General features: G+C 63.7%; 20 protein-coding genes and 1 tRNA gene. 11 read left to right on the top strand and 10 right to left on the bottom strand.

Annotated elements, in window-relative coordinates:
* Positions 1-54: 54 nt before the first annotated feature.
* Both ASE11_RS13910 and ASE11_RS13905 read right to left on the bottom strand, forming a co-directional pair.
* Complete coding sequence (locus tag ASE11_RS13910) at positions 55-420, bottom strand: hypothetical protein (RefSeq protein ID WP_056272495.1); 366 nt, start codon at positions 418-420, stop codon at positions 55-57.
* A complete protein-coding gene (locus ASE11_RS13905) occupies positions 417-1,796 on the bottom strand; it encodes an acyclic terpene utilization AtuA family protein (protein WP_056272492.1) in 1,380 nt (459 codons plus the stop codon). Before ASE11_RS13905 ends, ASE11_RS13910 begins: the two co-directional genes overlap by 4 nt.
* A 79-nt stretch (positions 1,797-1,875) precedes the next feature.
* Here ASE11_RS13905 and ASE11_RS13900 point away from each other — a divergent pair, with 79 nt between their 5' ends.
* Positions 1,876-2,760 carry a LysR family transcriptional regulator gene (locus tag ASE11_RS13900; protein WP_056272490.1) on the top strand — a complete coding sequence of 295 codons (885 nt, stop codon included), beginning with the start codon at positions 1,876-1,878 and terminating at the stop codon, positions 2,758-2,760.
* Between the two features lie 66 nt (positions 2,761-2,826).
* Here the strand turns inward: ASE11_RS13900 and ASE11_RS13895 are convergent, their stop codons facing one another.
* Both ASE11_RS13895 and ASE11_RS13890 read right to left on the bottom strand, forming a co-directional pair.
* Entirely contained in the window at positions 2,827-4,104 is a 1,278-nt protein-coding gene (locus ASE11_RS13895; protein WP_056272486.1) for an NAD(P)/FAD-dependent oxidoreductase, read from the bottom strand.
* A gap of 10 nt (positions 4,105-4,114) precedes the next feature.
* Positions 4,115-4,405: a c-type cytochrome gene (locus tag ASE11_RS13890; protein WP_056272483.1), complete on the bottom strand. Its 291-nt coding sequence runs from the start codon at positions 4,403-4,405 to the stop codon at positions 4,115-4,117.
* Between the two features lie 245 nt (positions 4,406-4,650).
* Here ASE11_RS13890 and soxC point away from each other — a divergent pair, with 245 nt between their 5' ends.
* From soxC to soxB, 8 genes are all read left to right on the top strand, one after another.
* Complete coding sequence (gene soxC, locus ASE11_RS13885) at positions 4,651-5,994, top strand: sulfite dehydrogenase (protein ID WP_156406361.1); 1,344 nt, start codon at positions 4,651-4,653, stop codon at positions 5,992-5,994.
* An 11-nt stretch (positions 5,995-6,005) separates the two neighbouring features.
* Complete coding sequence (locus ASE11_RS13880; protein ID WP_056272479.1) at positions 6,006-7,064, top strand: c-type cytochrome; 1,059 nt, start codon at positions 6,006-6,008, stop codon at positions 7,062-7,064.
* A 111-nt stretch (positions 7,065-7,175) separates the two neighbouring features.
* On the top strand, positions 7,176-7,505 hold the full coding sequence (locus ASE11_RS13875) for a c-type cytochrome (protein ID WP_321166264.1): 330 nt from the start codon (positions 7,176-7,178) through the stop codon (positions 7,503-7,505).
* Positions 7,506-7,552: 47 nt separating this feature from the next.
* Entirely contained in the window at positions 7,553-8,008 is a 456-nt protein-coding gene (soxY, locus tag ASE11_RS13870; protein WP_056272476.1) for a thiosulfate oxidation carrier protein SoxY, read from the top strand.
* Between the two features lie 51 nt (positions 8,009-8,059).
* Positions 8,060-8,371: a thiosulfate oxidation carrier complex protein SoxZ gene (soxZ, locus tag ASE11_RS13865; RefSeq protein WP_056272473.1), complete on the top strand. Its 312-nt coding sequence runs from the start codon at positions 8,060-8,062 to the stop codon at positions 8,369-8,371.
* A 76-nt stretch (positions 8,372-8,447) separates the two neighbouring features.
* Positions 8,448-9,257 carry a sulfur oxidation c-type cytochrome SoxA gene (gene soxA / locus ASE11_RS13860; RefSeq protein WP_056272470.1) on the top strand — a complete coding sequence of 270 codons (810 nt, stop codon included), beginning with the start codon at positions 8,448-8,450 and terminating at the stop codon, positions 9,255-9,257.
* 15 nt (positions 9,258-9,272) lie between these two features.
* Positions 9,273-9,923, top strand: coding sequence for a sulfur oxidation c-type cytochrome SoxX (gene soxX / locus ASE11_RS13855; RefSeq protein ID WP_056272467.1), 651 nt, complete (start codon positions 9,273-9,275; stop codon positions 9,921-9,923).
* A 94-nt stretch (positions 9,924-10,017) separates the two neighbouring features.
* Positions 10,018-11,742 (top strand): thiosulfohydrolase SoxB, encoded by a 1,725-nt coding sequence (soxB, locus tag ASE11_RS13850; RefSeq protein WP_056272462.1) that lies wholly within the window; start codon positions 10,018-10,020, stop codon positions 11,740-11,742.
* Positions 11,743-11,827: 85 nt separating this feature from the next.
* Here soxB and ASE11_RS13845 read toward each other — a convergent pair whose 3' ends face one another.
* Positions 11,828-12,811: a porin gene (locus tag ASE11_RS13845; protein ID WP_056272459.1), complete on the bottom strand. Its 984-nt coding sequence runs from the start codon at positions 12,809-12,811 to the stop codon at positions 11,828-11,830.
* Positions 12,812-13,024: 213 nt separating this feature from the next.
* Here ASE11_RS13845 and ASE11_RS13840 point away from each other — a divergent pair, with 213 nt between their 5' ends.
* Together ASE11_RS13840 and ASE11_RS13835 are read left to right on the top strand one after the other, a co-directional pair.
* A complete protein-coding gene (locus tag ASE11_RS13840) occupies positions 13,025-14,272 on the top strand; it encodes an NAD(P)/FAD-dependent oxidoreductase (protein ID WP_056272454.1) in 1,248 nt (415 codons plus the stop codon).
* 217 nt (positions 14,273-14,489) lie between these two features.
* Positions 14,490-15,533 (top strand): hypothetical protein, encoded by a 1,044-nt coding sequence (locus ASE11_RS13835; protein WP_156406360.1) that lies wholly within the window; start codon positions 14,490-14,492, stop codon positions 15,531-15,533.
* A 119-nt stretch (positions 15,534-15,652) separates the two neighbouring features.
* Here ASE11_RS13835 and ASE11_RS13830 read toward each other — a convergent pair.
* The 5 genes from ASE11_RS13830 to ASE11_RS13810 form a co-directional block, all read right to left on the bottom strand.
* Positions 15,653-15,728 (bottom strand) — tRNA-Thr (locus tag ASE11_RS13830).
* Positions 15,729-15,739: 11 nt separating this feature from the next.
* A complete protein-coding gene (locus tag ASE11_RS13825; protein WP_056272447.1) occupies positions 15,740-16,750 on the bottom strand; it encodes a class 1 fructose-bisphosphatase in 1,011 nt (336 codons plus the stop codon).
* A gap of 68 nt (positions 16,751-16,818) precedes the next feature.
* Positions 16,819-19,527 (bottom strand): aminopeptidase N, encoded by a 2,709-nt coding sequence (gene pepN, locus ASE11_RS13820; protein ID WP_200959359.1) that lies wholly within the window; start codon positions 19,525-19,527, stop codon positions 16,819-16,821.
* A gap of 2 nt (positions 19,528-19,529) precedes the next feature.
* Positions 19,530-20,634 (bottom strand): peptide chain release factor 2 gene (gene prfB, locus ASE11_RS13815; RefSeq protein WP_156406359.1). Its coding sequence is split into 2 segments (ribosomal slippage): positions 19,530-20,552 and positions 20,554-20,634, totalling 1,104 coding nucleotides; the frame shifts between segments, so codons are not numbered across the junction.
* A 70-nt stretch (positions 20,635-20,704) separates the two neighbouring features.
* The gene (locus ASE11_RS13810) at positions 20,705-21,244 is read right to left on the bottom strand and encodes a hypothetical protein (protein ID WP_235501297.1); all 540 of its coding nucleotides are present in this window, start codon (positions 21,242-21,244) and stop codon (positions 20,705-20,707) included.
* Positions 21,245-21,307 lie beyond the last annotated feature (63 nt).

The raw sequence follows: 21,307 nt of genomic DNA, 5'->3' as shown, positions 1-21,307 counted from the left end.
GTGTTGTCTCCTGGTTGGAATGGTCAGCGGAAGAAATGAAAGAGCGATGCGCGTTCATGGGGGGCCGGCGAGGTGGCCGCGGAGCGACTCGGGCACCTCGACAGGCAGATCGAGCAGAAGGAAGGACAGCGCTTTGCCGTGGCTGTCGAGGTTGAGCGAATCGTTCACGCCACCGTCCAGCACGTCCTCGATCACGAAGTTCATGGCGTGCAGGTGTGGCAACAGGTAGCGCGTGACCGCACGGGGGCGCCGGGGTGAGAACTGCCGCGCCACGGCGTCTTCGGTCACCTGCTCGACAAGCACGTCCCACAGCTCGGGGCTCCAGGCGATCACGCTGATGTTGGAGCGGTTTCCCTTGTCCCCGGTGCGGCTGTGGGCCAGCCTGTACAGCGGCACCGTCAGGCCATGGTGGGTGCTCATGGCGCCACCTCCATGGAGCGCACGTCGATCATGGTGTGCCCCACCACGACGGCTTCTCGATGCACCATGCAAGACACCATGCCCAGCCGCGGTCGCATGGCCGTGCGAACCCCGCCACCACCGGCCGGTCCGCAGCAATACAGGGCAGTCACCTCACGCCCCAGGCGCTCGGCCTGGCTGCGCTCGCGGTGCTGCATGGCCACGCGCAGGCGCACGTCGCGCCCCTCGCCCGTGGCTTGTGCATCCAGCCAGTGGCTGGCATCGGCGCCCAGCACGCTGGTCACACCAATCAGGTCGATGCGCAACGGCGCGGTGTCGGCCAGTCGATCACGCAACACCTGGGCGGCCAGGCGCGCACGCGCTTCGGCACGCGCGCCGGCGTAGGAAATCTCGCCTTCGGAAAACCATCCGGCCTCGAAGCAGGCGTTCACCTTGAGAGAGGGCGGGCGCTCGTGGCCGCTCACGCCTTCGAGCCGCACACGGTCGGGGCCGTCCTGTCGCACGCGCGCGGTGGTGATGTCGGCCACCACGTCCGGCGTCAGGTAGGCAGCGGGGTCGTGCAGTTCGTAGAGCAACTGTTCCTTCACCGTGCGTTCGTCGATGCGCCCGCCCGTGCCGGCGGGTTTGGTGATGGTGCAGTTGCCGCTGTCTTCGATCTCGGCGATCGGATAGCCCAACGATGCCAGGCCCGGCACATCCTTGTAGCCAGGGTCGGCGAAATACCCGCCCGAGACCTGGGCACCGCACTCCAGCAGGTGCCCAGCCATGGTGGCGCGGGCCAGCCGGTCCCAGTCGTCCATGCGCCAGCCAAAGTGGGCCAGTGCGGGGCCGAGCACCAGGGAGGGGTCGGCCACGCGGCCACAGACCACGATGTCAGCGCCCGCGCGCAAGGCTCCCGCAATGGGCTCGGCGCCGATGTAGGCGTTGGCGCTCACGATGGGCTCGCAGGGCATGGCCGAACCCAGGGCGTTCTTCAGCAGGTCGCGGTGCTGGACGCCCGACAGGTCATCGCCGTGCACGACGGCGATGCGGGGCGGTCGGATACCGAGCTCCTTCGCCAGCGCGTGAATGCGTCGGGCAGCCCCCAGGGGATTGGCTGCGCCGAAGTTGCTGACGATGCGGATGCCGTGTGCAATGCACAGCCCCAGCACGGGGCGAAGCAGGTCGTCCAGCAGCGGCTCATAGCCGGCTTCCGGGTCACCACGGCGAGCCAGTTGCGCCAGCGCCAGGGTGCGCTCGGCCAGCGTTTCGAAAATCAGCACGGCAGGCTGATCGCGGGCAATCAGCTCGCGCACCACGGGCAGGGCCGCATCGGTGCGGTCGCCCGAAAAACCAGCCGCACAGCCGATCAACAGGTTGGGAATCGTCTTCGACATGTTGTCTCCTGCAGTCACTCTAGGTGATTTACCATGTGTCGTGAAATCGATTGTTCAGATCAACTCATCGAGATAGCAGATGAATATTTCAAGCCGGCAGCTGGATGCGTTCATCGCCCTGGCAACACATCGACACTTCACGCGTGCAGCGGCGCAATGCCATCTCTCGCAGTCTGCTTTCAGCGCGGTGATCCGGGCTCTTGAGGATGACCTGGGCTTGCGGCTGTTCGACAGAAGCACCCGCCACGTGGATCTGACGCTGGAAGGAAGCAACTTTCTCGAATCGGCACTTCGTATCCGGAGCGAGATCCAACGCGCGTTGGACGGGGTGCGTGACGCGGCCACTCTGCAGCGGGGACGCGTTTCGATTGCCTTGCTTCCATCGCTTGCCGCAGGGTGGCTGCCGGGCGTGCTGGCCGAGTTCAGGGCCATTTGCCCCGGGATCGAGTTCGACATCGCGGATGTGCTCTCGGAGCCCTGCATTGAACGCGTGGCGAACAAGACAGCCGACTTTGCCTTGGCGGCTTCCCGTGCGGACACGCCCGAACTCCAGGCACAGCCGTTTTGTGCCGACAGCTTTCACCTGGTGTGCCGCAGCGATCACCCGCTGGCCCGGCGCAGATCCATCGCCATCAAGGACCTGGCTGCATGGCCGTTTGTCCATCTGGCACGAACCAGCAGCGTGCGCCAGTATCTGGAGGGTGCGCTGCGACCGCAGGTGATGAAGACACTGGTTGAAGTCGAACAACTGGCCACCGTGATGGGCTTCGTTCGTGCCGGACTCGGCATCAGCGTGGTGCCCACGTTGACCTTGTTCCATTTCGAGCAACCCGGGATCGTCACCCGCCCTCTGTCCATACCCGGCTTGACTCGACAGATCTACCTCGTGCGTCGCAGAGACCGCAGCCTGTCGGTCGCTGCGCAGGCGGTGCATGACCTGATGATTCAGCGGCGACCCAGATGACCACGCTTGCCCCAAGCAAAACGCCCCGGAGAACCGGGGCGTTTCTTCATGGCGAACGCGACAACATCAAGCCAGCGAATCGGCCCAGATGTTGCGCGCCCAGGCCTTGGCATAGGCGCCTTCGATCTCGCTCGCCGCGCTCGACAAACCACCCGCGCCCGGCACCGCGACCATGGTCTTCTTCTCGGCGTCGTACTTGTGCACGCTGGCCACGTGCACCACGTCCTTGGCGGTCACGAAGCTGTAGCAGGTGTTGGCGTAGAGCGGGTTGGCCGGGGGCTCCTGGCCCTGCAGCAGCGAGACCACGGCGGCGGCACACGTCTTGCCGTGCTGGTTGGCCATGTGGCCCGACTTGGGCATGGCCGGTGCGATCTGGATCGAATCACCCAGCACGTGGATGTTCTTCTGCGCCTTGGACTCGAAGGTGAGGAAGTCCACCTCGCACCAGCGCGAGTTCGCCGTGGCCAGGCCGGTCTTCACCGCGATGTTGCCGGCGCGCATGTCGGGCAGCACGTTGGCCACGCCGGCCTTGAAGTCGTCGTTGAACTCGAACTTCAGGGTGTTGGTGGCGGCGTCCACATCGACCAGCTTGTGCTTGGGCCGGTACTCGATCAGGCCGGCGTAGTGGTCGGCCCAGGCCTTCATGAACAGGCCTTTTTTGGACGTGATGTCGTCGTTGGCGTCGAAGATCACGACCTTGCTCCTGGGCTTGGCCACCTTGAAGTAGCTGGCCACCATGCAGGCGCGCTCGTAGGGACCGGGCGGGCAGCGGTAGGGCGCCAGCGGGATGCTGATGGCGTAGGTGCCGCCGTCGGGCAGGGCCTGGAGCTGCTGGCGCAGGGCGGTGGTCTGCGGCCCGGCTTTCCAGGCGTGCAGCACCTTCTCGGCCGCGCCGGGCTTGATCATGCCGGGCAGGGTGGGCATGAAGTCGACGCCGGGGGAGAGGATCAGGCGGTCGTAGGGCAGCTCGCCACCGCTGGCCAGCTTCACCGTGCGCTTCACGGGGTCGATGCTGTCGACCATGTCGCGCACCACCTTGATGCCGTGGCGTTTGCTCAGGTTGTCGTAGGGCGTGGTGATCTCGGCCATGGTCGAGTGACCACCGACCACGAGGTTGGACATCGGGCAGGAGACGAAGGCCGCGTTGGGCTCGATCAGCGTCACGTCGATGCTGTTGCTGGAAAACATGCGCACGTATTTGGCGGCGGTGGCGCCACCGAAGCCGCCCCCCACCACCACCACTTTTGCGCTGCTGCCCGCCGTGGTGGCGCAGCCGCTCATGAAGCCCATGCCGGCCAGTGCGGAACCCGCGCCGATGCTTTGTACGAATTGACGACGTTTCATGGTGGGCTCCTCAAGGTTTCTGTGCGGCGAAGTAACCAGCGAGCTGACCCAACTGCTCGTCGGTGTAGCCCTTGGAGATCTGGTGCATCAGCGTGGCGGGCCGGGTGCCGGCCTTGAATTCGAGCAGGATTTTCTGCAACTCGGCCTGGTTGCGTCCGGCCAATGCGGCCATGCCCGGCTGCGCGCGTCCATCGGTACCGTGGCAGCTGGCGCAGGCAGCGGCCCACACGCGGATCTGGTTGACCTGGGCTTGCGCCCCGACCGCCGAGGCACACAGCACACCGGCCGCCAGCCATTTCATTGAATTCCCCATCGTCGTCTCCAAAAGGGTGGAAGGAAGTTGCATCCAAAACTGTAGCAGCCACTTGAAACACAACGGGTTTTGGGTGTGATCGCTCGTGGGTGTGACGCATCGTACCGGCGGGCGTTTTCCAGCGCAAAGCCATGGAAACCCTGCTGGGGTTTCTACCTATCCAAATATCAGCAAACACTAATATAGTTGCACCTGATCCCTGCGGCCAGATCCGCCCGAGAAGGAATATTTTCATGCCGCCCAACCTGAATGATGTGATCGGACGCGTGCTGCCCGCACCCGAAAACCACCTGAACGCCGAGAAGCTGGAGCTCGCCCGCAAGGCGCGCCGCAGCTTCATGGGCAAGGCCCTGGCGATGGGCGCTGGCGTCGCTGCCAGCGCCACCGCCGCCACCCGCGCGGTGGCCGCCGAGGGCGAAGAGGCCATCCTCAAATTGCCTGCCCACACCACGGGCCTGGGGCAGAGCGTGGCCACCGTGGGGTATGGCAAGCCCAGCCAGTGGGAAGCCAACCTGCAGCGCCGCCAGAGCCCGGGCCTCACGCGCGTGCCGCAGGCCTCGGTGAGCTTCACGCCACTGCAAGGCCTGTTCGGCATCATCACGCCCAGCGGCCTGCACTTCGAGCGCCACCACCAGGGCTGGTGGGACATCGATCCCTCCAAACACCGCCTGATGGTCAATGGCTTGGTCAAGCGCGAGCGCGTCTTCACCATGGACGACCTCATGCGCCTGCCCAGCGTCTCGCGCATCCATTTCATTGAATGCGGCGCCAACTCCGCGCCCGAGTGGGGCAACGTGGCCTTGCCCGCGGTGCAGTACACGCACGGCATGCTGAGCTGCTGCGAATACACCGGCGTGCTGCTCTCCACGCTGCTGGAGATGTGTGGCTACGACAAGAAGAACGGCAAGTACGTGCTGGCCGAAGGGGCCGACGGTTCGTCCATGACGCGCACGCTCGATATCGACCGTGCGATGGACGACTGCCTCGTGGCCTGGGCCATGAACGGCGAGATGCTGCGACCGGAAAACGGCTACCCGCTGCGTCTGGTGGTGCCGGGCGTGCAGGGTGTGAGCTGGGTGAAATACCTGCGCCGCCTGGAGGTGGGTGACCAGAAATGGGCCGCGAAAGACGAGGCCGTGCACTACATCGACCACATGCCCGACGGCACGCACCGCCAGTACACCGGCATCCAGGAATGCAAGAGCGTGATCACCACGCCCTCGGGCAGCCAGACGCTGCTGGACAAGGGTTACTACAACGTGACCGGCTTGGCCTGGTCGGGCCGGGGCACGGTGAAGCGGGTGGACGTGAGCGTGGATGGCGGGCGCAACTGGCGCACCGCGCGGCTCGAAGGCCCGGTGCTGCCCAAGGCGCTCACGCGCTTCAACATCGACTGGGTGTGGGACGGCAAGCCCGCCGTGCTGCAGAGCCGCGCGATCGACAGCACGGGCTATGTGCAGCCCAAGATCAACCAGCTGCGCGCGGTGCGCGGCACGCGTTCGGTGTACCACCAGAACGCCATCCAGTCGTGGCGCGTTGCCGAAAACGGCGAAGTCTCCAACGTGCAAGTCTATTGATGAGGCCGGTCATGCGAACCCTGACATTTCTTGCCGCTGCGCTCATCACCGGAGCCGCCTGGGCCCAAACCCCACCCTGGCACGACCTGGGCCGCAACGCCACCAAGGCCGAAGTGCAGGCCTGGGACATCGACGTGCGCCCCGACTTCAAGGGCCTGCCCAAAGGTGCGGGCAGCGTGGCCCTGGGCGAGCGTGTGTGGGAAGCGCAATGCGCCTCCTGCCACGGCAGCTTTGGTGAATCCAACGAGGTGTTCACGCCCATCGTGGGCGGCACCACCAAGGCCGACATCGAACGTGGCCGCGTGAAGAACCTCGAGCCCGGGAGCACCTTTCCGCAGAAGACCACCCTGATGAAAGTGGCGACGGTCTCCACGCTGTGGGACTACATCAACCGCGCCATGCCCTGGAACGCGCCGAAGTCGCTCAAGCCCGACGAGGTCTACGGCGTGCTGGCTTACATCCTGAGCCTGGCCGAGGTGGTGCCGACCGACTTCACGCTGAGCGACCAGAACATCGCCGAGGTGCAAAAGCGCATGCCCAACCGCAACGGCATGGTGTTCTACGAGCCGCTGTGGAAGGCGGATGGCAAGGGCGACGTGAAGAACGTGGCCTGCATGAAAGACTGCCCGGTGGAGACAACAATCCGCTCGTTCCTGCCCGACTTCGCGCGCGACGCGCACGGCAACATCCAGGAGCAAAACCGCGTGATCGGCCCGGTGCGCGGCGCCGACACGACCAAGCCGGCGCCCACGGCTGCGGTGGGCAGTCAGCCCGCGCCCCCTGCGGTGGTGGTGGCCGCTGCCAAGCCCGCGGCCAGCGATGTGAAGACCTTGCTGGCTGCCAACAGCTGCACGGCCTGCCACGGCATGAACCAGAAGATTGTGGGTCCGGGCTTCAGCGACATTGCCGCCAAGCACAAAGGCAACGCAGGACTGGAGTCGTACCTGGCGATCAAGATCCGCGAAGGAGGTGTGGGTGTGTTTGGCGCCGTGCCCATGCCGCCCCAGCCACAGTTGAGCGCCACTGAGGCCACCGCCATCGCCAGATGGATCGCCGCTGGCGCGAAGTGACTCGCCTGCGTCGCGCCCAACCTCTGACCGCTTGCGCTCCTGCTTAAATATTTGCATGTACTCGTATTCCCCATTTCCTCTTTCACCAGGAGTGCTTAACCTATGACGATGATTTCCAACTCGCTGTTCGCGGTGGCGCTGCTGGCCTTGACCAGCAGCACTGCCTTTGCTCAGAACGCTGCGGCGGCCAAGGCCCTCGCTTCAAAGAGCGCCTGCCTGGCCTGCCATGCGGTGGACAAGAAGCTGGTGGGCCCTGCCTACCAGGACGTGGCGGCCAAGCACAAAGGCCAGTCCGACGCACTTGAAAAGGTGGCAGCACGCATCAAGTCAGGTGGCTCTGGCCTGTACGGCCCGGTGCCGATGCCCCCGCAAGCCCAGCTCAAGGACGACGAACTCAAGTTGCTGGCAGGGTGGATCCTGGCCGGCGCCCCGGACCAATGACCCGACCCTTACACTCACGCCCTTTCCTCATTTCACAGGAGCCCCCCATGAACAACTCACGCCGAGTCGCCCTCAAGACCACCGGGGCTTTTGCCACGCTGGTGTCGTTGGGCATCGTCACCCAGAGCCAGGCGCACGCCGCCATGGACCGCGCCGGTTTTGACATCAAGACCATGGCCGATGCCGTGAAGGCCCTGGGTGGCACCGCCGCCAACAGCGACCAGGTCACCGTGGTTGCACCCGACATCGCGGAAAACGGCGCCGTCGTGCCCGTGGGTGCCACCAGCAAGATCCCCAACACCACCGAGATCTATCTCATCGTCGAGAAGAACCCCACGCCCATGGCCGCGGGCTTCAAGATTCCCGCCGGCACCGCTGCCGATGTGCAGACCCGTCTGAAGATGGGCCAGAGCTCCAACGTGTTTGCCGTGGTCCGGGCCGACGGCAAGCTGTTCTCGGCTTTCAAGGAAACCAAGGTCACGCTCGGCGGCTGCGGCGGCTGATCGCTCCCGGCCACTCAAACAAACCCATTCACAGAATTTCAGGAGTCCAACATGGCTGATCCGATGCGCATTCGCGCCGCCGTCGCTGGTGACGAAACCACCGTCCGCGTGCTCATGTCCCACATCATGGAGCCCGGCACCCGCAAGGACGCTGCCGGCGCGCTCATTCCCGGCCACTACATCAAGGATGTGGAAGCCACCCACAACGGCAAGGTCGTGCTGGAGGCTGCCTTCAGCGGCGCTGTGGCGCAAAACCCCTTCCTGTCCTTCAAGTTCAAGGGCGGCGCCAAGGGTGACAAGGTCGTCGTCAAGTGGGTGGACACCAAAGGTGACACACGCACCGACGAAGCAGTGATCGCTTGAACAGCGAAGGGTGCCAACGGCCAGTCTGAAGAGTCTGGCCGTTTCTGATTTTTCACACCAAGAACGAGGAGACCCCATGAAGAAGACCCTGGCCCGAGAACTGATGGCGCTGGTGGCGTTGTCTGCTGCATTTGGTGCAGCCCACGCACAAGGCACGGCCGCCGAAGGCATTGCCAAGTACCGCGAGATGCTGCAGGACGGCAACCCGGCCGAGCTGTTCGAAATGAAGGGCGAGGAACTCTGGAAACAGAAGCGCGGTCCGAAGAACGCGTCGCTGGAGCAGTGCGATCTGGGCAAGGGGCCTGGGGTCATCAAGGGAGCATTTGTCGAAATGCCCCGCTTTTTCGCCGATACAGGCCGCGTGCAAGACTTGGAGACGCGGCTCATCACCTGCATGGAAACGCTGCAGGGCTTCAAGGCCGAAGACATCACCAAGACACCGTTTGGTCGCGGCGAGATGGCCAACGTGACGGCGCTGGCCACCTATGTGGCCACGGCTTCGAAAGGCATGGACTTCAACTTGCCTCAGGCGCATGCTCAGGAAAAGCTCATGTTCGAATCGGGCAAACGCATGTTCTTCACGCGGGGTGGCACACACGATTTCTCGTGCGCGTCGTGCCATGGCAGCGACGACAAACGCATCCGCCTGCAGGATCTGCCCAACCTCACCAAGAACCCGGGCGACGGCATTGGTTTTGCCGCCTGGCCTGCCTACCGTGTGTCCAATTCCCAGATGTGGGGAATGCAACAGCGGCTGAACGACTGCTTCCGCCAGCAGCGTTTCCCGGAGCCCAAGTTCGGCAGCGATGCCACCATCGCACTCGGTGTCTACATGGGCGTCAACGCCAAGGGCGCCGAGTCCATCGTGCCCGCCATCAAGCGCTGATCCAGGAGACATTGCATGAAACACAAAACCACCGCCTTCGTCACCACCTTGGCCGCCGTGTTGCTGGCCGGCTGTTCGGCAGCGCCGTCGGCGGCAGATGCCGACAAGGCTACCGCCGCCATGCTCAAGAGCTCGTTCCAGGCGCGCGGCATCGCAACGCTGGACCGCCTCAACCAGGACGAGGCGAATGCCGCTTGCATGCAGGCCGATGTGGCCGGCAAGCCGCTGGACGACAAGGTGGCCAAGGCCATCGAAGCGGCCAACATGAAGACCGTGAAATGGCCCACCGACGGCAAGTTCATCGGTGACTGGAAAGAGGGCGAGAAGATTGCCCAGAGCGGCCGTGGCCTGACCTGGACCGACAAGGCCGGCGACCCCAACGGCGGCAATTGCTACAACTGCCACCAGATCAGCAAGGAGGAAATCTCCTTCGGCACGCTGGGCCCCAGCCTCTACAACTACGGCAAGCTGCGTGGCGTGACCGACCCGAACAGCGCCGGTGGCAAGGCCATCGTGGAATACACCTGGGGCAAGCTCTGGAACGCGCGCGCCTACAACGCGTGTTCACAAATGCCGCGCGTGGGCCACATGGCCATCCTGAACCAGAAGCAGATCCAGGACGTGATGGCCTTGCTGCTCGACCCCGCCTCGCCCGTCAACAAATGAGGTGTTGACCCTGGCCGCGTGAGGCGGCCAGGGTCTGTGATCCCCTAAAAAATTTCGCCTAAATATCAGCGATCAATTATTTATAGGTGCAGAGATGAGTTTCAGCCGCCGTGAATTCATGCAGGTGCTGGCCGTGGCGAGCGCCACCGGCATGGCCCTCAACCACCGCGACGTGCTCGCCGCAGCACCCGGCGCAGGTGAGCGCCTCTACAGCGTGCCCAAGTTCGGCAACGTGAGCTTTTTGCACTTCACCGACTGCCACGCGCAGCTCACGCCCATCCACTTCCGCGAACCCAGCGTGAACCTGGGCGTGGCCGAGGCCGTGGGCCGCCCGCCGCACATCGTGGGCGAGAAGCTCCTCAAGCAGTTCGGCATCAAGCCCGGCACCGCCCAGGCCCACGCGTTCTCCTACCTCGACTTCAGCCAGGCCGCCAAAACCTACGGCAAGGTCGGCGGCTTCGCGCACCTGGCCACGCTGGTCAAGCAGCTCAAGGCCAGCCGCCCCAACGCGCTGCTGCTCGACGGTGGCGACACCTGGCAGGGTTCGGCCACCTCGTTGTGGACCAACGGTCAGGACATGGTGGACGCCTGCAAGTTGCTCGGCGTGAACATGATGACCTCGCACTGGGAGCACACCTTCGGCGCCAAGCGCGTGCAGGAGATCGTGGAGAAGGATCTCAAGGGGAACATGGAATTCCTTGCGCAGAACATCAAGACCACGGACTTCGAGGACATGGTCTTCAAGCCGTACGCGATGCGCGACATGAACGGCGTGCAGGTGGCGGTGATCGGCCAGGCCTTCCCCTACACCCCGATCGCCAACCCGCGCTACATGGTGCCCGACTGGACCTTCGGCATCCAGGACGAGCACATGCAGAAGATGGTGGATGAAGCGCGTGGCAAGGGCGCGCAGGTGGTGGTGGTGCTCTCGCACAACGGCATGGACGTGGACATCAAGATGGCTTCGCGCGTGCGCGGCATCGACGCGATTCTGGGCGGCCACACACACGACGGCATGCCCGCGCCCTTCGTGGTGAAAAACGCCGGCGGCCAGACGCTGGTGACCAATGCCGGCTCCAACACCAAGTTTCTTGGGGTGCTCGACTTCGACGTGCGCGGTGGCAAGGTGCAGGGCTTTCAATACAAGCTGCTGCCCATCTTCTCCAACCTGCTGCCGGCCGACGCCGCCATGCAGGCGCTCATCGACAAGGTGCGCGCGCCCTACAAGGACAAGCTCGAAGAGAAGCTCGCCGTCACCGAAGACCTGCTCTACCGCCGCGGCAACTTCAACGGCTCCTGGGACCAGGTGATCTGCGACGCGCTGATGGAAACCAAGGGCGCAGATGCCGCGTTTTCCCCCGGCGTGCGCTGGGGCACCTCGCTGCTGCCGGGCGACAGCATCACCTACGAACGCATGATGGACCAGATGGCGCTGACCTACCCAGCCACCACGCTCAACACCTTCACCGGCGAACAGATCAAGACCATCCTCGAAGACGTGGCCGACAACATCTTCAACCCCGACCCCTACTACCAGCAGGGCGGCGACATGGTGCGCGTGGGCGGCATGCAGTACACCATCACGCCCAATGCGGCCATGGGCCAGCGCATCAACAACATGACCATCAAAGGCAAGCTGATCGAGGCCGACAAGACCTACAAGGTGGCCGGCTGGGCTTCGGTGCAAGAGGGTGTGAAGGGCGAGCCGATCTGGGACGTGGTCTCGGGCTATCTGCGTGAGAAGAAGGTCATCAAGGGCGTGCAGATCAACACGCCGCGCATCATCGGCATGGACGGCAATCCGGGCCTGGCTGCCTGAACCTTCGCGCGCCCATGAAAAAAACCCACCGCCCTTGCGAGCGGTGGGTGTCAACAATCCTTGGAGATTCGAGAGGGTTTGGAAATCAGAAGGTGTGAGCCACGCCCACCGAGTACAGCTTGCGCTCGGTCGCCGTGGTGCCGGCGGCGTCTTCCGTGTCGCCATCCAGGTAGGCGGCGTACACGCGCGTGCGCTTGGACAAGGCATAGGTGCCGCCCAACGAGAAGGCCGAACCTTCGCGAACCTTGATGCCGTTGGCCTTGGTTTCGCTGGTGGCGATACCGGCCGACAGATCAAACGCGCCGAAAGGCACCGACACGCCGATGGCGAAATCGTTGTCCTTCAGGTTGGAAGCGGTTTCTGCGTTCTGGTACTGGGCCGAGAGGCGGAACGCGCCGAAGTTGTACAGACCCGAGAGCACGGTGTAGTCGCGGTCGTTGGCCGCAGTGGCCGAGTTCTGCTGCTGGAAGCCCAGGGCCACGTCCAGGGGGCCGCCTGCGTAGCGCAGGTGGAATGCCTGGATGTCGCTTTCGGTGCCTGCGGTCTGGTCGAAGGCGTACGAGTACGCGCCTGAGAAGCCACCGAACTTGGGTGAGTCGTAGCGGATCTGGCTGGTCGGACGGCTGGTGAAATTGCCCACGTTGACGGCGCTGGCGCCTTCAGTGGATGCCTTGCCGGCGGTGAACTCGGAGTCGAACAGGTTGTAGGTGTTGCCCAGGTCAAAAGCGTCCTTGAAGGCGCTGTCGCGCAGACCCATGGTGACGCCACCAAAACCACCGCTCAGGCCCACCCAGCTGGCGCGGGTGAAGTTGGCGCTGGCACCGTTGGTCACGTCGATGGCGGTCTCCAGACGGAAGTTGGCCTTGAGGCCACCGCCCAGGTCTTCGGTGCCCATCACACCCCAGCGGCTGGTGGTCAGGTTGCCGGAGAACATGCGCGTGTCGCTGGAAGCGCCTTGGTCGAGGCTACCGACCGATGCGTCGAGGCGACCATACAAGGTGACAGAAGACTGGGCCATGGCGGCGCCGGTGGTGGCCAGGACGGCCAGAGCGATGAGGCTCTTTTTCATGTGGGTGCTCCGAAGAAAAAATGCAGGGCTTGTGGCCCATGCTCCCTGCACCATGCAGGAAGTGATCCGGAGTCTATGGATTGGAAGTGGCTACTTGATTACGATGATGTAATGCAACAGGGCTTTCCCGATATTTACAACAGAAGCCCCACAGGCGGCCAAGGCTGTCATCAGCATGCAACAAAAAACGCAGCAACCAGAAGGAGCTCCACCATGAAACACGACATCATCGTTCTCGGCGCCGGCATGGTGGGCGTGGGTTGTGCGCTCCATCTGCAGGCCCGCGGCCAGTCCGTTGCGCTGCTCGACCGGCGTGCGCCGGGGCTTGAGACCTCGTACGGCAACGCCGGCATCATCCAGCGCGAAGCCATCGCACCCTATGCGCTGCCGCGCGACCTGGGCTTCCTGCTCTCCGGCGCCACCAACCAGCGGGTGGACGTGCGCTACCACGCGGGCGACGCCGCGCGCATGCTGGGGCCGCTGTGGGACTACTACCGCAACTCGGCGCCCGAGGTCTACAAACAGATCTCGCGCGAGTACGAGACCCTGATCGCGCTCTCACTGGAATCGCACACGCAGCTGATGAACGACGCGGGCGCCAACGACCTCGTGGCGGGGCAGGGCTACCTCATGCTCTACCGCACCGAACGCGAGCTGCAAAGCTTCTTCGAGGTGGCCGACGAGCGCGCCAAAGACGGCGTGCACCACATCAAGCTCACGGGCGCGGACGTGGCCAGGGAAGAACCCTCGCTCGTGGGTGCGTTCGCTGGCGCCGTGCGCTGGACCGACCCCGTGGCCATCAGCAGCCCCGGTGATCTGGTGCAGGCCTATGCGCGCCTGTTCGAGCAGCGGGGTGGGGCGGTGCACCTGGGCGACGCCATGACACTGCGCAAAACCGATGCGGGTGGCTGGCAGGTGGACACCGCTGACGGTCAAACGCTGGAGGCCAGCCAGGTGGTCGTGGCGCTGGGACCGTGGACCACGCAGCTCACCGAACGCTTCGGCTACACCGCGCCCGTGATCCCCAAGCGGGGGTATCACATGCACTACACCCGCCTGCCCGGCAAGCCACTCAACAGCACCATCATCGATGCCGAGAACGGCTACGTGGTCGCGCCCATGAAAGACGGCCTGCGGCTGACCACCGGCGCCGAACTCGCGAACGCCGATTCGCCACGCACGCCAACACAGATCGACGCCGCCGAAAAAATCGCACGGCAAAGTTTCCCGCTCGGCGAACGCGTGGACGCCGAGCCCTGGATGGGCACGCGACCCTGCATGCCCGACATGAAACCCGTCTTCGGCCCTGTGCCCGAAGTGCCCGGCCTGTGGTGCGCCTTCGGGCATGGGCACCAGGGCTTCACCTTGGGGCCGGTGACGGGGGAGCTGCTGGCGGCGATGATGACCGGGGCGACGCCGAGGGTGGATGTGAGGCCGTTTTCGCCGGAGCGGTTTGGGTAGTTTGATGTCGTGACTTGAACGTCACGGAGATGACCCTGGAGCAAGCGTTGCTTGACTAGTGCCAGCCAGCCTCCACGAAAGTCGGGGTGGTTCAATCAATGGTCGAAAGATCTGCTCACGTCGCACCAGAAGGGCTGCAACTCGCGGCAAATCGTCTTGACTCTCTGATGTCGGCTTTCGCCAAGACCGCTGTTGATTCGACTTGTGGAGGAATGGAATGACTTGGACGTTTTCTAACTACGCCCTTGAAAGAATGGGATTTCGCGAGGTGATTGCGCCTGGCCAGTTGTCGGCAAGTTTTTTGAGTGTTACTGCGTACGAGGCACGCGGCTTAGTTGTCCCAGATGAATTTTGCCAAGCGTTGATGGCGAGGGTTGCCGGAGCTGACTATCGCATTGCGATTTCAAAGAGCGTGAATGCGGGATGCCGTGCAATTGAGGATGGTGATTTTTGTGAGTCAGAAAGTGAGTGGCTCGATCGCGTGAAGTCGAAGGGCCCATTTGTATTGATCGGCGTTGGACCATCGGATTTTTTTGATTGCACTGCAGGCCGTATGCAACGCCACGAAGATGGCAGCCTGACTACATATGACAGCTTTCCCGAGGCGAGGGCGGCAATGCGCGCGTTGGAGCAACGTGTGATTCCCCCAATCCTCACCGCCATGACATGTGCGCTCAACAAGCCAGATCTATTTGTCGCGCTTAAAAAGCTCGAACGAGGTTCATCCGGGCGATGCGTGGATGGCACGCACTTGCATGACATCCGTTTTGAGGGGAAGGCAGAGGCGTATGTGTCCCGTCCTTTCGATGAAGATGCCTTGAGAAATGCATTGACCGACGTCACCTTAAAAGCCTCGCAGATGAACCCGAAATCTGCAAAATTCTTCTCACTGGGGCTTGGTGAGGTCGACGAGTTAAAGCGATTTTTGAACTTCTTCCTCGCCCTGGAAATTCATACGCATGCAGTGTTCGCGCGAATCGATCATCGCCTGCATGTGACCTCACTTACCTCGGCAGTCCCTTCGGCGTCGGCGGTCACTTCCAGTATGTTGCAGACCAAGATGGAGGCGCTCACAAACTTGTTTGACCGATTTGTCTGGTGTGCGGCGTGCGTTTGGACGGACTTGACTGAGTCTGACGTCTCGCACTTCTTGGAGTTGAAAAAGGCTCGGGACGATATCGCTCATGGTCGAGCGTCTGAGCCGCCCGCTGGATTCGCTCGCTCTGCACAGCTTCTCGCCCACAAAATCCTTTGGCGTTGAAAGCTACTCCTCGGACGACACCAACCGAGACGGATGGTTTCGAGCACCATCTAAGCGGAGTTACGCGCCAACTACATAGAAAAAGCCCCTGACCATGACAGTCAGGGGCTTTTATATAGTGGTGCCGGAGAGATGAATCGAACACCCGACCTTCTCATTACGAATGAGCTGCTCTACCGACTGAGCTACACCGGCAACGCCCGCGATTATAGCCCGGTGTGGTAGCTGGTCACGCGCTCGACCTCGTTCTTCGAGCCCAGGATCACGCTCACGCGTTCGTGCAGTTTGCCGGGCTGGATGTCCAGAATGCGTTGTTTGCCGTTGGTGGCGGCGCCGCCTGCCTGCTCGACCAGCCAGCCCATGGGGTTGGCTTCGTACATCAGGCGCAGCTTGCCGGGCTTCTCGGGTTCGCGCTTGTCCCAGGGGTACATGAAGATGCCGCCGCGCGTGAGGATGCGGTGCACGTCGGCCACCATGCTGGCGACCCAGCGCATGTTGAAGTCTTTGCCGCGGGGCCCTTCCTTGCCGGCCAGGCATTCGTCCACGTAGCGCTTCACCGGGGCGTCCCAGTGGCGCATGTTGCTCATGTTGATGGCAAATTCTTTCGTGTCGGGCGGGATCTGCACGTCTTCTTTGGTGAGCACGAACGAGCCTTGCTCGCGGTCGAGCGTGAACATGGCCACGCCGTCGCCGACGGTGAGCACCAGCGTGGTCTGCGGGCCGTAGACGCAGTAGCCGGCGGCCACTTGCCGGTGCCCCGCCTGCAGGAAGTCGCCTTCGTCCACGCCCCGGTCGTCCTCGGGCATTCTGAGCACGCTGAAGATGGTGCCGATACTGACGTTCACATCGATGTTGGAGGAACCATCGAGCGGATCGAACAGGAGCAGGTATTCACCCTGCGGGTAGCGGTTGGGCACGACATAAATGCCTTCCATTTCTTCGCTGGCCATGGCCGCGAGGTGGCCACCCCATTCGTTGGCTTCGATCAGCACTTCGTTGGCAATGATGTCGAGCTGCTTCTGCATCTCGCCCTGCACGTTCTCGGTGGTGGCCGCGCCGAGCACGCCGCCCAGGTCACCTTTGTTGACGGCCTGGCTGATGCTCTTGCAGGCGCGTGCCACCACTTCAAGCAACAGGCGCAATTGGGAAGGAATGTGCCCGTGAACACGCTGTTGTTCGACGAGGTAGCGGGTGAGGGAGATGCGTTTGTTGCTCATGAGGAAGGTCTGGTAAAGGCTTCGACAGGCTCAGCCCGAACGGTATGGGTGGCGTGGACGGAGGAAATTCAATCGGCGAGCGAGCGCGTCACGACTTCGCGCACATCGTTGCTCAGGTCGGTCTTTGCGGCCACGCGGGCGATGGCTTCGCGCGCGGCGCTGCGGTAGGGCTCGGCGAGTTTCTTCCAGCGGTCGAGCGCGCGCGCCAGGCGGGCGGCCACTTGCGGGTTGAAGGTGTCGAGTTCGACGACGCGCTCGCTCCAGTACAGGTAGCCCGCCGCGTCCGCGCGGTGGAACGCGCCGGGGTTGGCGCTGCAGTAGCTGAAGATCACACTGCGCGCGCGGTTGGGGTTCTTGAGGTGGAAGTCGGCGTGCTTCATGAGTTGGCGCACCGCGGGCAGCACGTTGCCACCGCGGTCGGGCGCGCCGGCCTGCAGGGCAAACCACTTGTCGAGCACCAGGTCTTCGTTCTGGAACATGCTGTGGAAGCGGGCGAGGGCATCGCGCGCCAGGGCGTGGTCGCTCACCACCAGGGCCGACAAGGCGTTGAAGCGGTCGGTCATGTTGCCGGCGTCCTTGAAGCGCTGGTAGGCGCGACCGGGCCACACCACATCGCCGCTGGTGCGTGCGTCCAGGCACAGCATGCTCAGTGCCATGCCGGCCAACGCGCGGCGGCCGGTGCTCACCGGGTCGGGGCGGTAGGCGCCGTTGTCTTTGTGCGCCTCGAATGCCCAGGCCCAGTCGGCCTGCAGGGCCTTCGCGAGTTGCAGGCGCATGGCTTCGCGCACGGCGTGCACGCGCTGCGGGTCCACTTCGCCCAACTGCTCGGCGATGTAGGTCTCGCTGGGGAGGGTGAGTACGAGCTCCTTGAACGCGGCGTCCAGCGTGGGGTGGCGCAACACGTCGCGCATGGCGCCGAGGTAGGCGGTGTCCAGCGGCGATTCGGGCACCGGGTCATCGCTCAGGATGGCCATGAGCGCGCGGCGCAGGGCCAGGCGTTGCGCGGCTTCCCAGCGGTTGAACGGGTCGGGGTCGGACGCGAGTAAGGTGAGCAGCTGCGCGTCGGTGTAGTGGCAGTCGAGCACCACGGGCGCCGAGAAGCCGCGCAGCAGCGAGGGCACGGGCTCGCTGTCCAGGTTCACAAAGGTGAAGCTCTCGCTGGCTTGCGTCAACACAAAGGTGCGGCTGCCGGCTTCGGGCTGCGCCCAGTGGGCGAGTTGCAGCGGCAGTTCAGCACCGTCGGCGCTCAACAGCCCGAGCGAGACCGGAATCACGAACGGCTCTTTGGCGTTTTGACCGGGCGTGGGCGCGCAGCTCTGGGTGAGGGTGAGCGTGTAGCTGCGGGCGGCGGCGTCATACAGGCCCTCGGCGCGCAAGCGCGGCGTGCCGGCCTGGCTGTACCAGCGCTTGAACTGAGGCAGCAGACGGGCGAGGTCGCTGTGCGGGTTGGCATCGGCCACCGATTGCGCGAAGTCGTCGCAGGTGACGGCCTGGCCATCGTGCCGTTCGAAGTAGAGCTTCATGCCCTGGGCGAAGCCGTTGCGCCCCACCAGGGTCTGCATCATGCGCACGACCTCGGCGCCTTTTTCATACACGGTGACGGTGTAGAAGTTGTTGATCTCCACGTAGCTGTCGGGCCGCACCGGGTGCGCCATGGGGCCGGCATCTTCGGGGAACTGCGCGGTGCGCAACACGCGCACGTCTTCAATGCGCTTGACCGCGCGCGCCGAGGGCTCGGCGCACAGGTCCATGCTGAATTCCTGGTCGCGGAAGACGGTGAGGCCTTCCTTGAGCGAGAGCTGGAACCAGTCGCGGCAGGTGACGCGGTTGCCGGTCCAGTTGTGAAAGTACTCGTGGCCCACGACCGATTCGATGTTGGAGAAGTCGGTGTCGGTCGCGGTGGCGCTGTTGGCCAGCACGTACTTGGTGTTGAAGATGTTGAGGCCCTTGTTCTCCATCGCGCCCATGTTGAAGTCGGCGGTGGCCACGATCATGAAGCGCTCCAGATCGAGCGGCAAGCCGAAGCGGGCCTCGTCCCAGGCCACGCTGGCGATCAGCGAGTTCATCGCGTGCTCGGTCTTGTCCATGTCGCCCGGGCGCACATACACCTGCAGCAGGTGCTTGCCGCCGCTGCGCGAGGTGATGCGCTGCTCACGCGCCACCAACTGGCCGGCAACCAGCGCGAACAGATAGCAGGGCTTCTTGTGCGGGTCCACCCACTTGGCGAAGTGACGGCCCTCATTGCCAGGTCCTTGCAGCATGCCTTCTTCCACCAGGTTGCCGTTGGACAGCAGCACCGGGTACTTGGCCTTGTCGGCGCGCAGCGTCACGGTGTAGCTGGCCATCACGTCCGGGCGGTCCAGGAAATACGTGATGCGGCGAAAGCCCTCGGCCTCACACTGCGTGAAGAAGGTGCCCTGGCTCACGTAGAGGCCCATGAGCTGGGTGTTCTTCTCGGGAGTGCAGGTGGTGAAGATTTCCAGATCGAAGGGCTCCGTGCCTTCGGGCAGGCTCTCCAGCACCAGTTGCTGGCCGTCCATCTTGAACGAGCAGCCCGCGCCGTTGACCAGCACGCGCGCGAGGTTCAGGTCTTCACCGTCGAGCCGCAAGGCTTGCGCCGGCACGTCCGGGTTGCGGCGCAGGCGCATCTTGTTGAGCACGCGCGTCTTGGCCGGGTCCAGGTCGAAGCACAGGTCAACCGTGTCGATCCAGTAGGCCGGGGCGGCGTAGTCTTCGCGGCGAACCACGGTGGTGGGGCCTTCGCGCAGTGAGCTCATGATCAAACGCCTTGCTTCAGTGATGCTTCGATGAAGGGATCGAGATCGCCGTCCAGCACTTTCTGCGTGGCGGAGATCTCGACGTTGGTGCGCAAGTCCTTGATGCGGCTGTTGTCCAGCACGTACGAGCGGATCTGGTGACCCCAGCCCACATCGGTCTTGGTGTCTTCAAGCTTCTGCTGTTCTTCCTGCTGCTTGCGCAGTTCGAAGTCGTACAGCTTGGAGCGCAGGCGCTTCCACGCCACGTCACGGTTGCCGTGCTGGCTGCGGCCGTCCTGGCACTGCACCACGATGCCGGTGGGGATGTGCGTGAGGCGCACGGCCGAGTCGGTCTTGTTGATGTGCTGACCACCCGCGCCGGAGGCGCGGTAGGTGTCGGTGCGCACATCGGCCGGGTTGATGTTGATCTCGATCGAGTCGTCGATCTCGGGGTACACGAACACCGACGCGAACGAGGTGTGGCGTCCACCCGAAGAGTCGAACGGGCTTTTGCGCACCAGTCGGTGCACACCGGTTTCGGTGCGCAGCAGGCCAAAGGCGTAGTCGCCCTCGATCTTGATGGTGGCGCTCTTGATGCCGGCGGTGTCGCCCTCGGTTTCGTCTTCGATGATGGTCTTGAAGCCCTTGCGCTCGGCGTAGCGCAGGTATTGGCGCAACAGCATGCTGGCCCAGTCGCAAGCCTCGGTGCCGCCGGCGCCGGCCTGGATGTCCAGGAAACAGTTGAGCGGATCGGACGGGTTGCTGAACATGCGGCGGAATTCGAGCTTTTCCACCTCGGCCGCGACCTTGGCGGCTTCGCCTTCGATGGTGATCAGGCCGGCATCGTCGCCGTCTTCGCTCGACATCTCGAACAGCTCTGTGTTGTCCGTCAACTCACCGGTGAGGCGATCGAGCACCAGCACCACATCTTCGAGGGATTTTTTCTCGCGTCCCAGGTCCTGGGCGCGTTTGGGGTCGTTCCAGACCGTGGGGTCTTCCAGTGCCGACTCGACTTCCTTCAGCTTCGATGCTTTGGCATCGTAGTCAAAGATACCTCCGGAGCTCGACCACGCGTGTGGTCAGGTCTTCGAGCTGTGATCGGATGGCGTTGCTGCGTTCGGCTTCCATGGGGTGTTCCTGCGGTCAATGTCAAAACCGCGATTTTCTCACGCCATGCCGCCACCAGCGGCCGTGCCGCTCAAAAGCGCCAGGTGGTACCGAACATGACCGCAGCGGTGCCCAGCAACTGGATCTCAAGCGTGCTCTTGGGTGACAGGCGGTAGCCGAGGGCGGGAACGATCACGGGCGCGAAGCCGCCCACGTTCAAAGGTACCTTGTTCTTGTATTGGCCCACGTAGCCGTAGATGATGCCGGCGCTGACCGACACATAGAGCTGTGGCTGCGCCTGCCAGAAGCCGGGCCAGCTCTTGCCCACGAAGGCGTAGGCCGATGGTTGGCCGAACGAGTTGTTGAACAGGCTGAAGCCGCAATAGCGGTTTTCGGGCAGCAGGCGGCTCACGCTGATCGCATACACCTGCTGGTGTTCGCTGTTCGGCGTCCAGTGGTGGGTGTAGGGCGAAAAGAAGGCCTCGTAGCGCGCAGCGTCCGAATCGGCGCTTGGCGGCTGGTCGTAGCCCGGGCAGAGAAACGAGTCACCCGCCATGGCCGGTGCGCCCATGAGAAGGCCAAGCGTGGCAACCGCGGCGGGCCTGAAAAGTGCGCGTAGGAAAAATCTCATAACGCGCGAGTATGCCCGCCACCCCTTGAACGCAAGGTAAACCGGTTGCAACAACCCGCACAC

The organism is Hydrogenophaga sp. Root209 (assembly GCF_001428625.1).
GTDB lineage: Bacteria > Pseudomonadota > Gammaproteobacteria > Burkholderiales > Burkholderiaceae_C > Hydrogenophaga.
The sequence above is the reverse complement of the archived record's forward strand: the minus strand, read 5'-3'. Positions and strand labels throughout refer to the sequence as shown.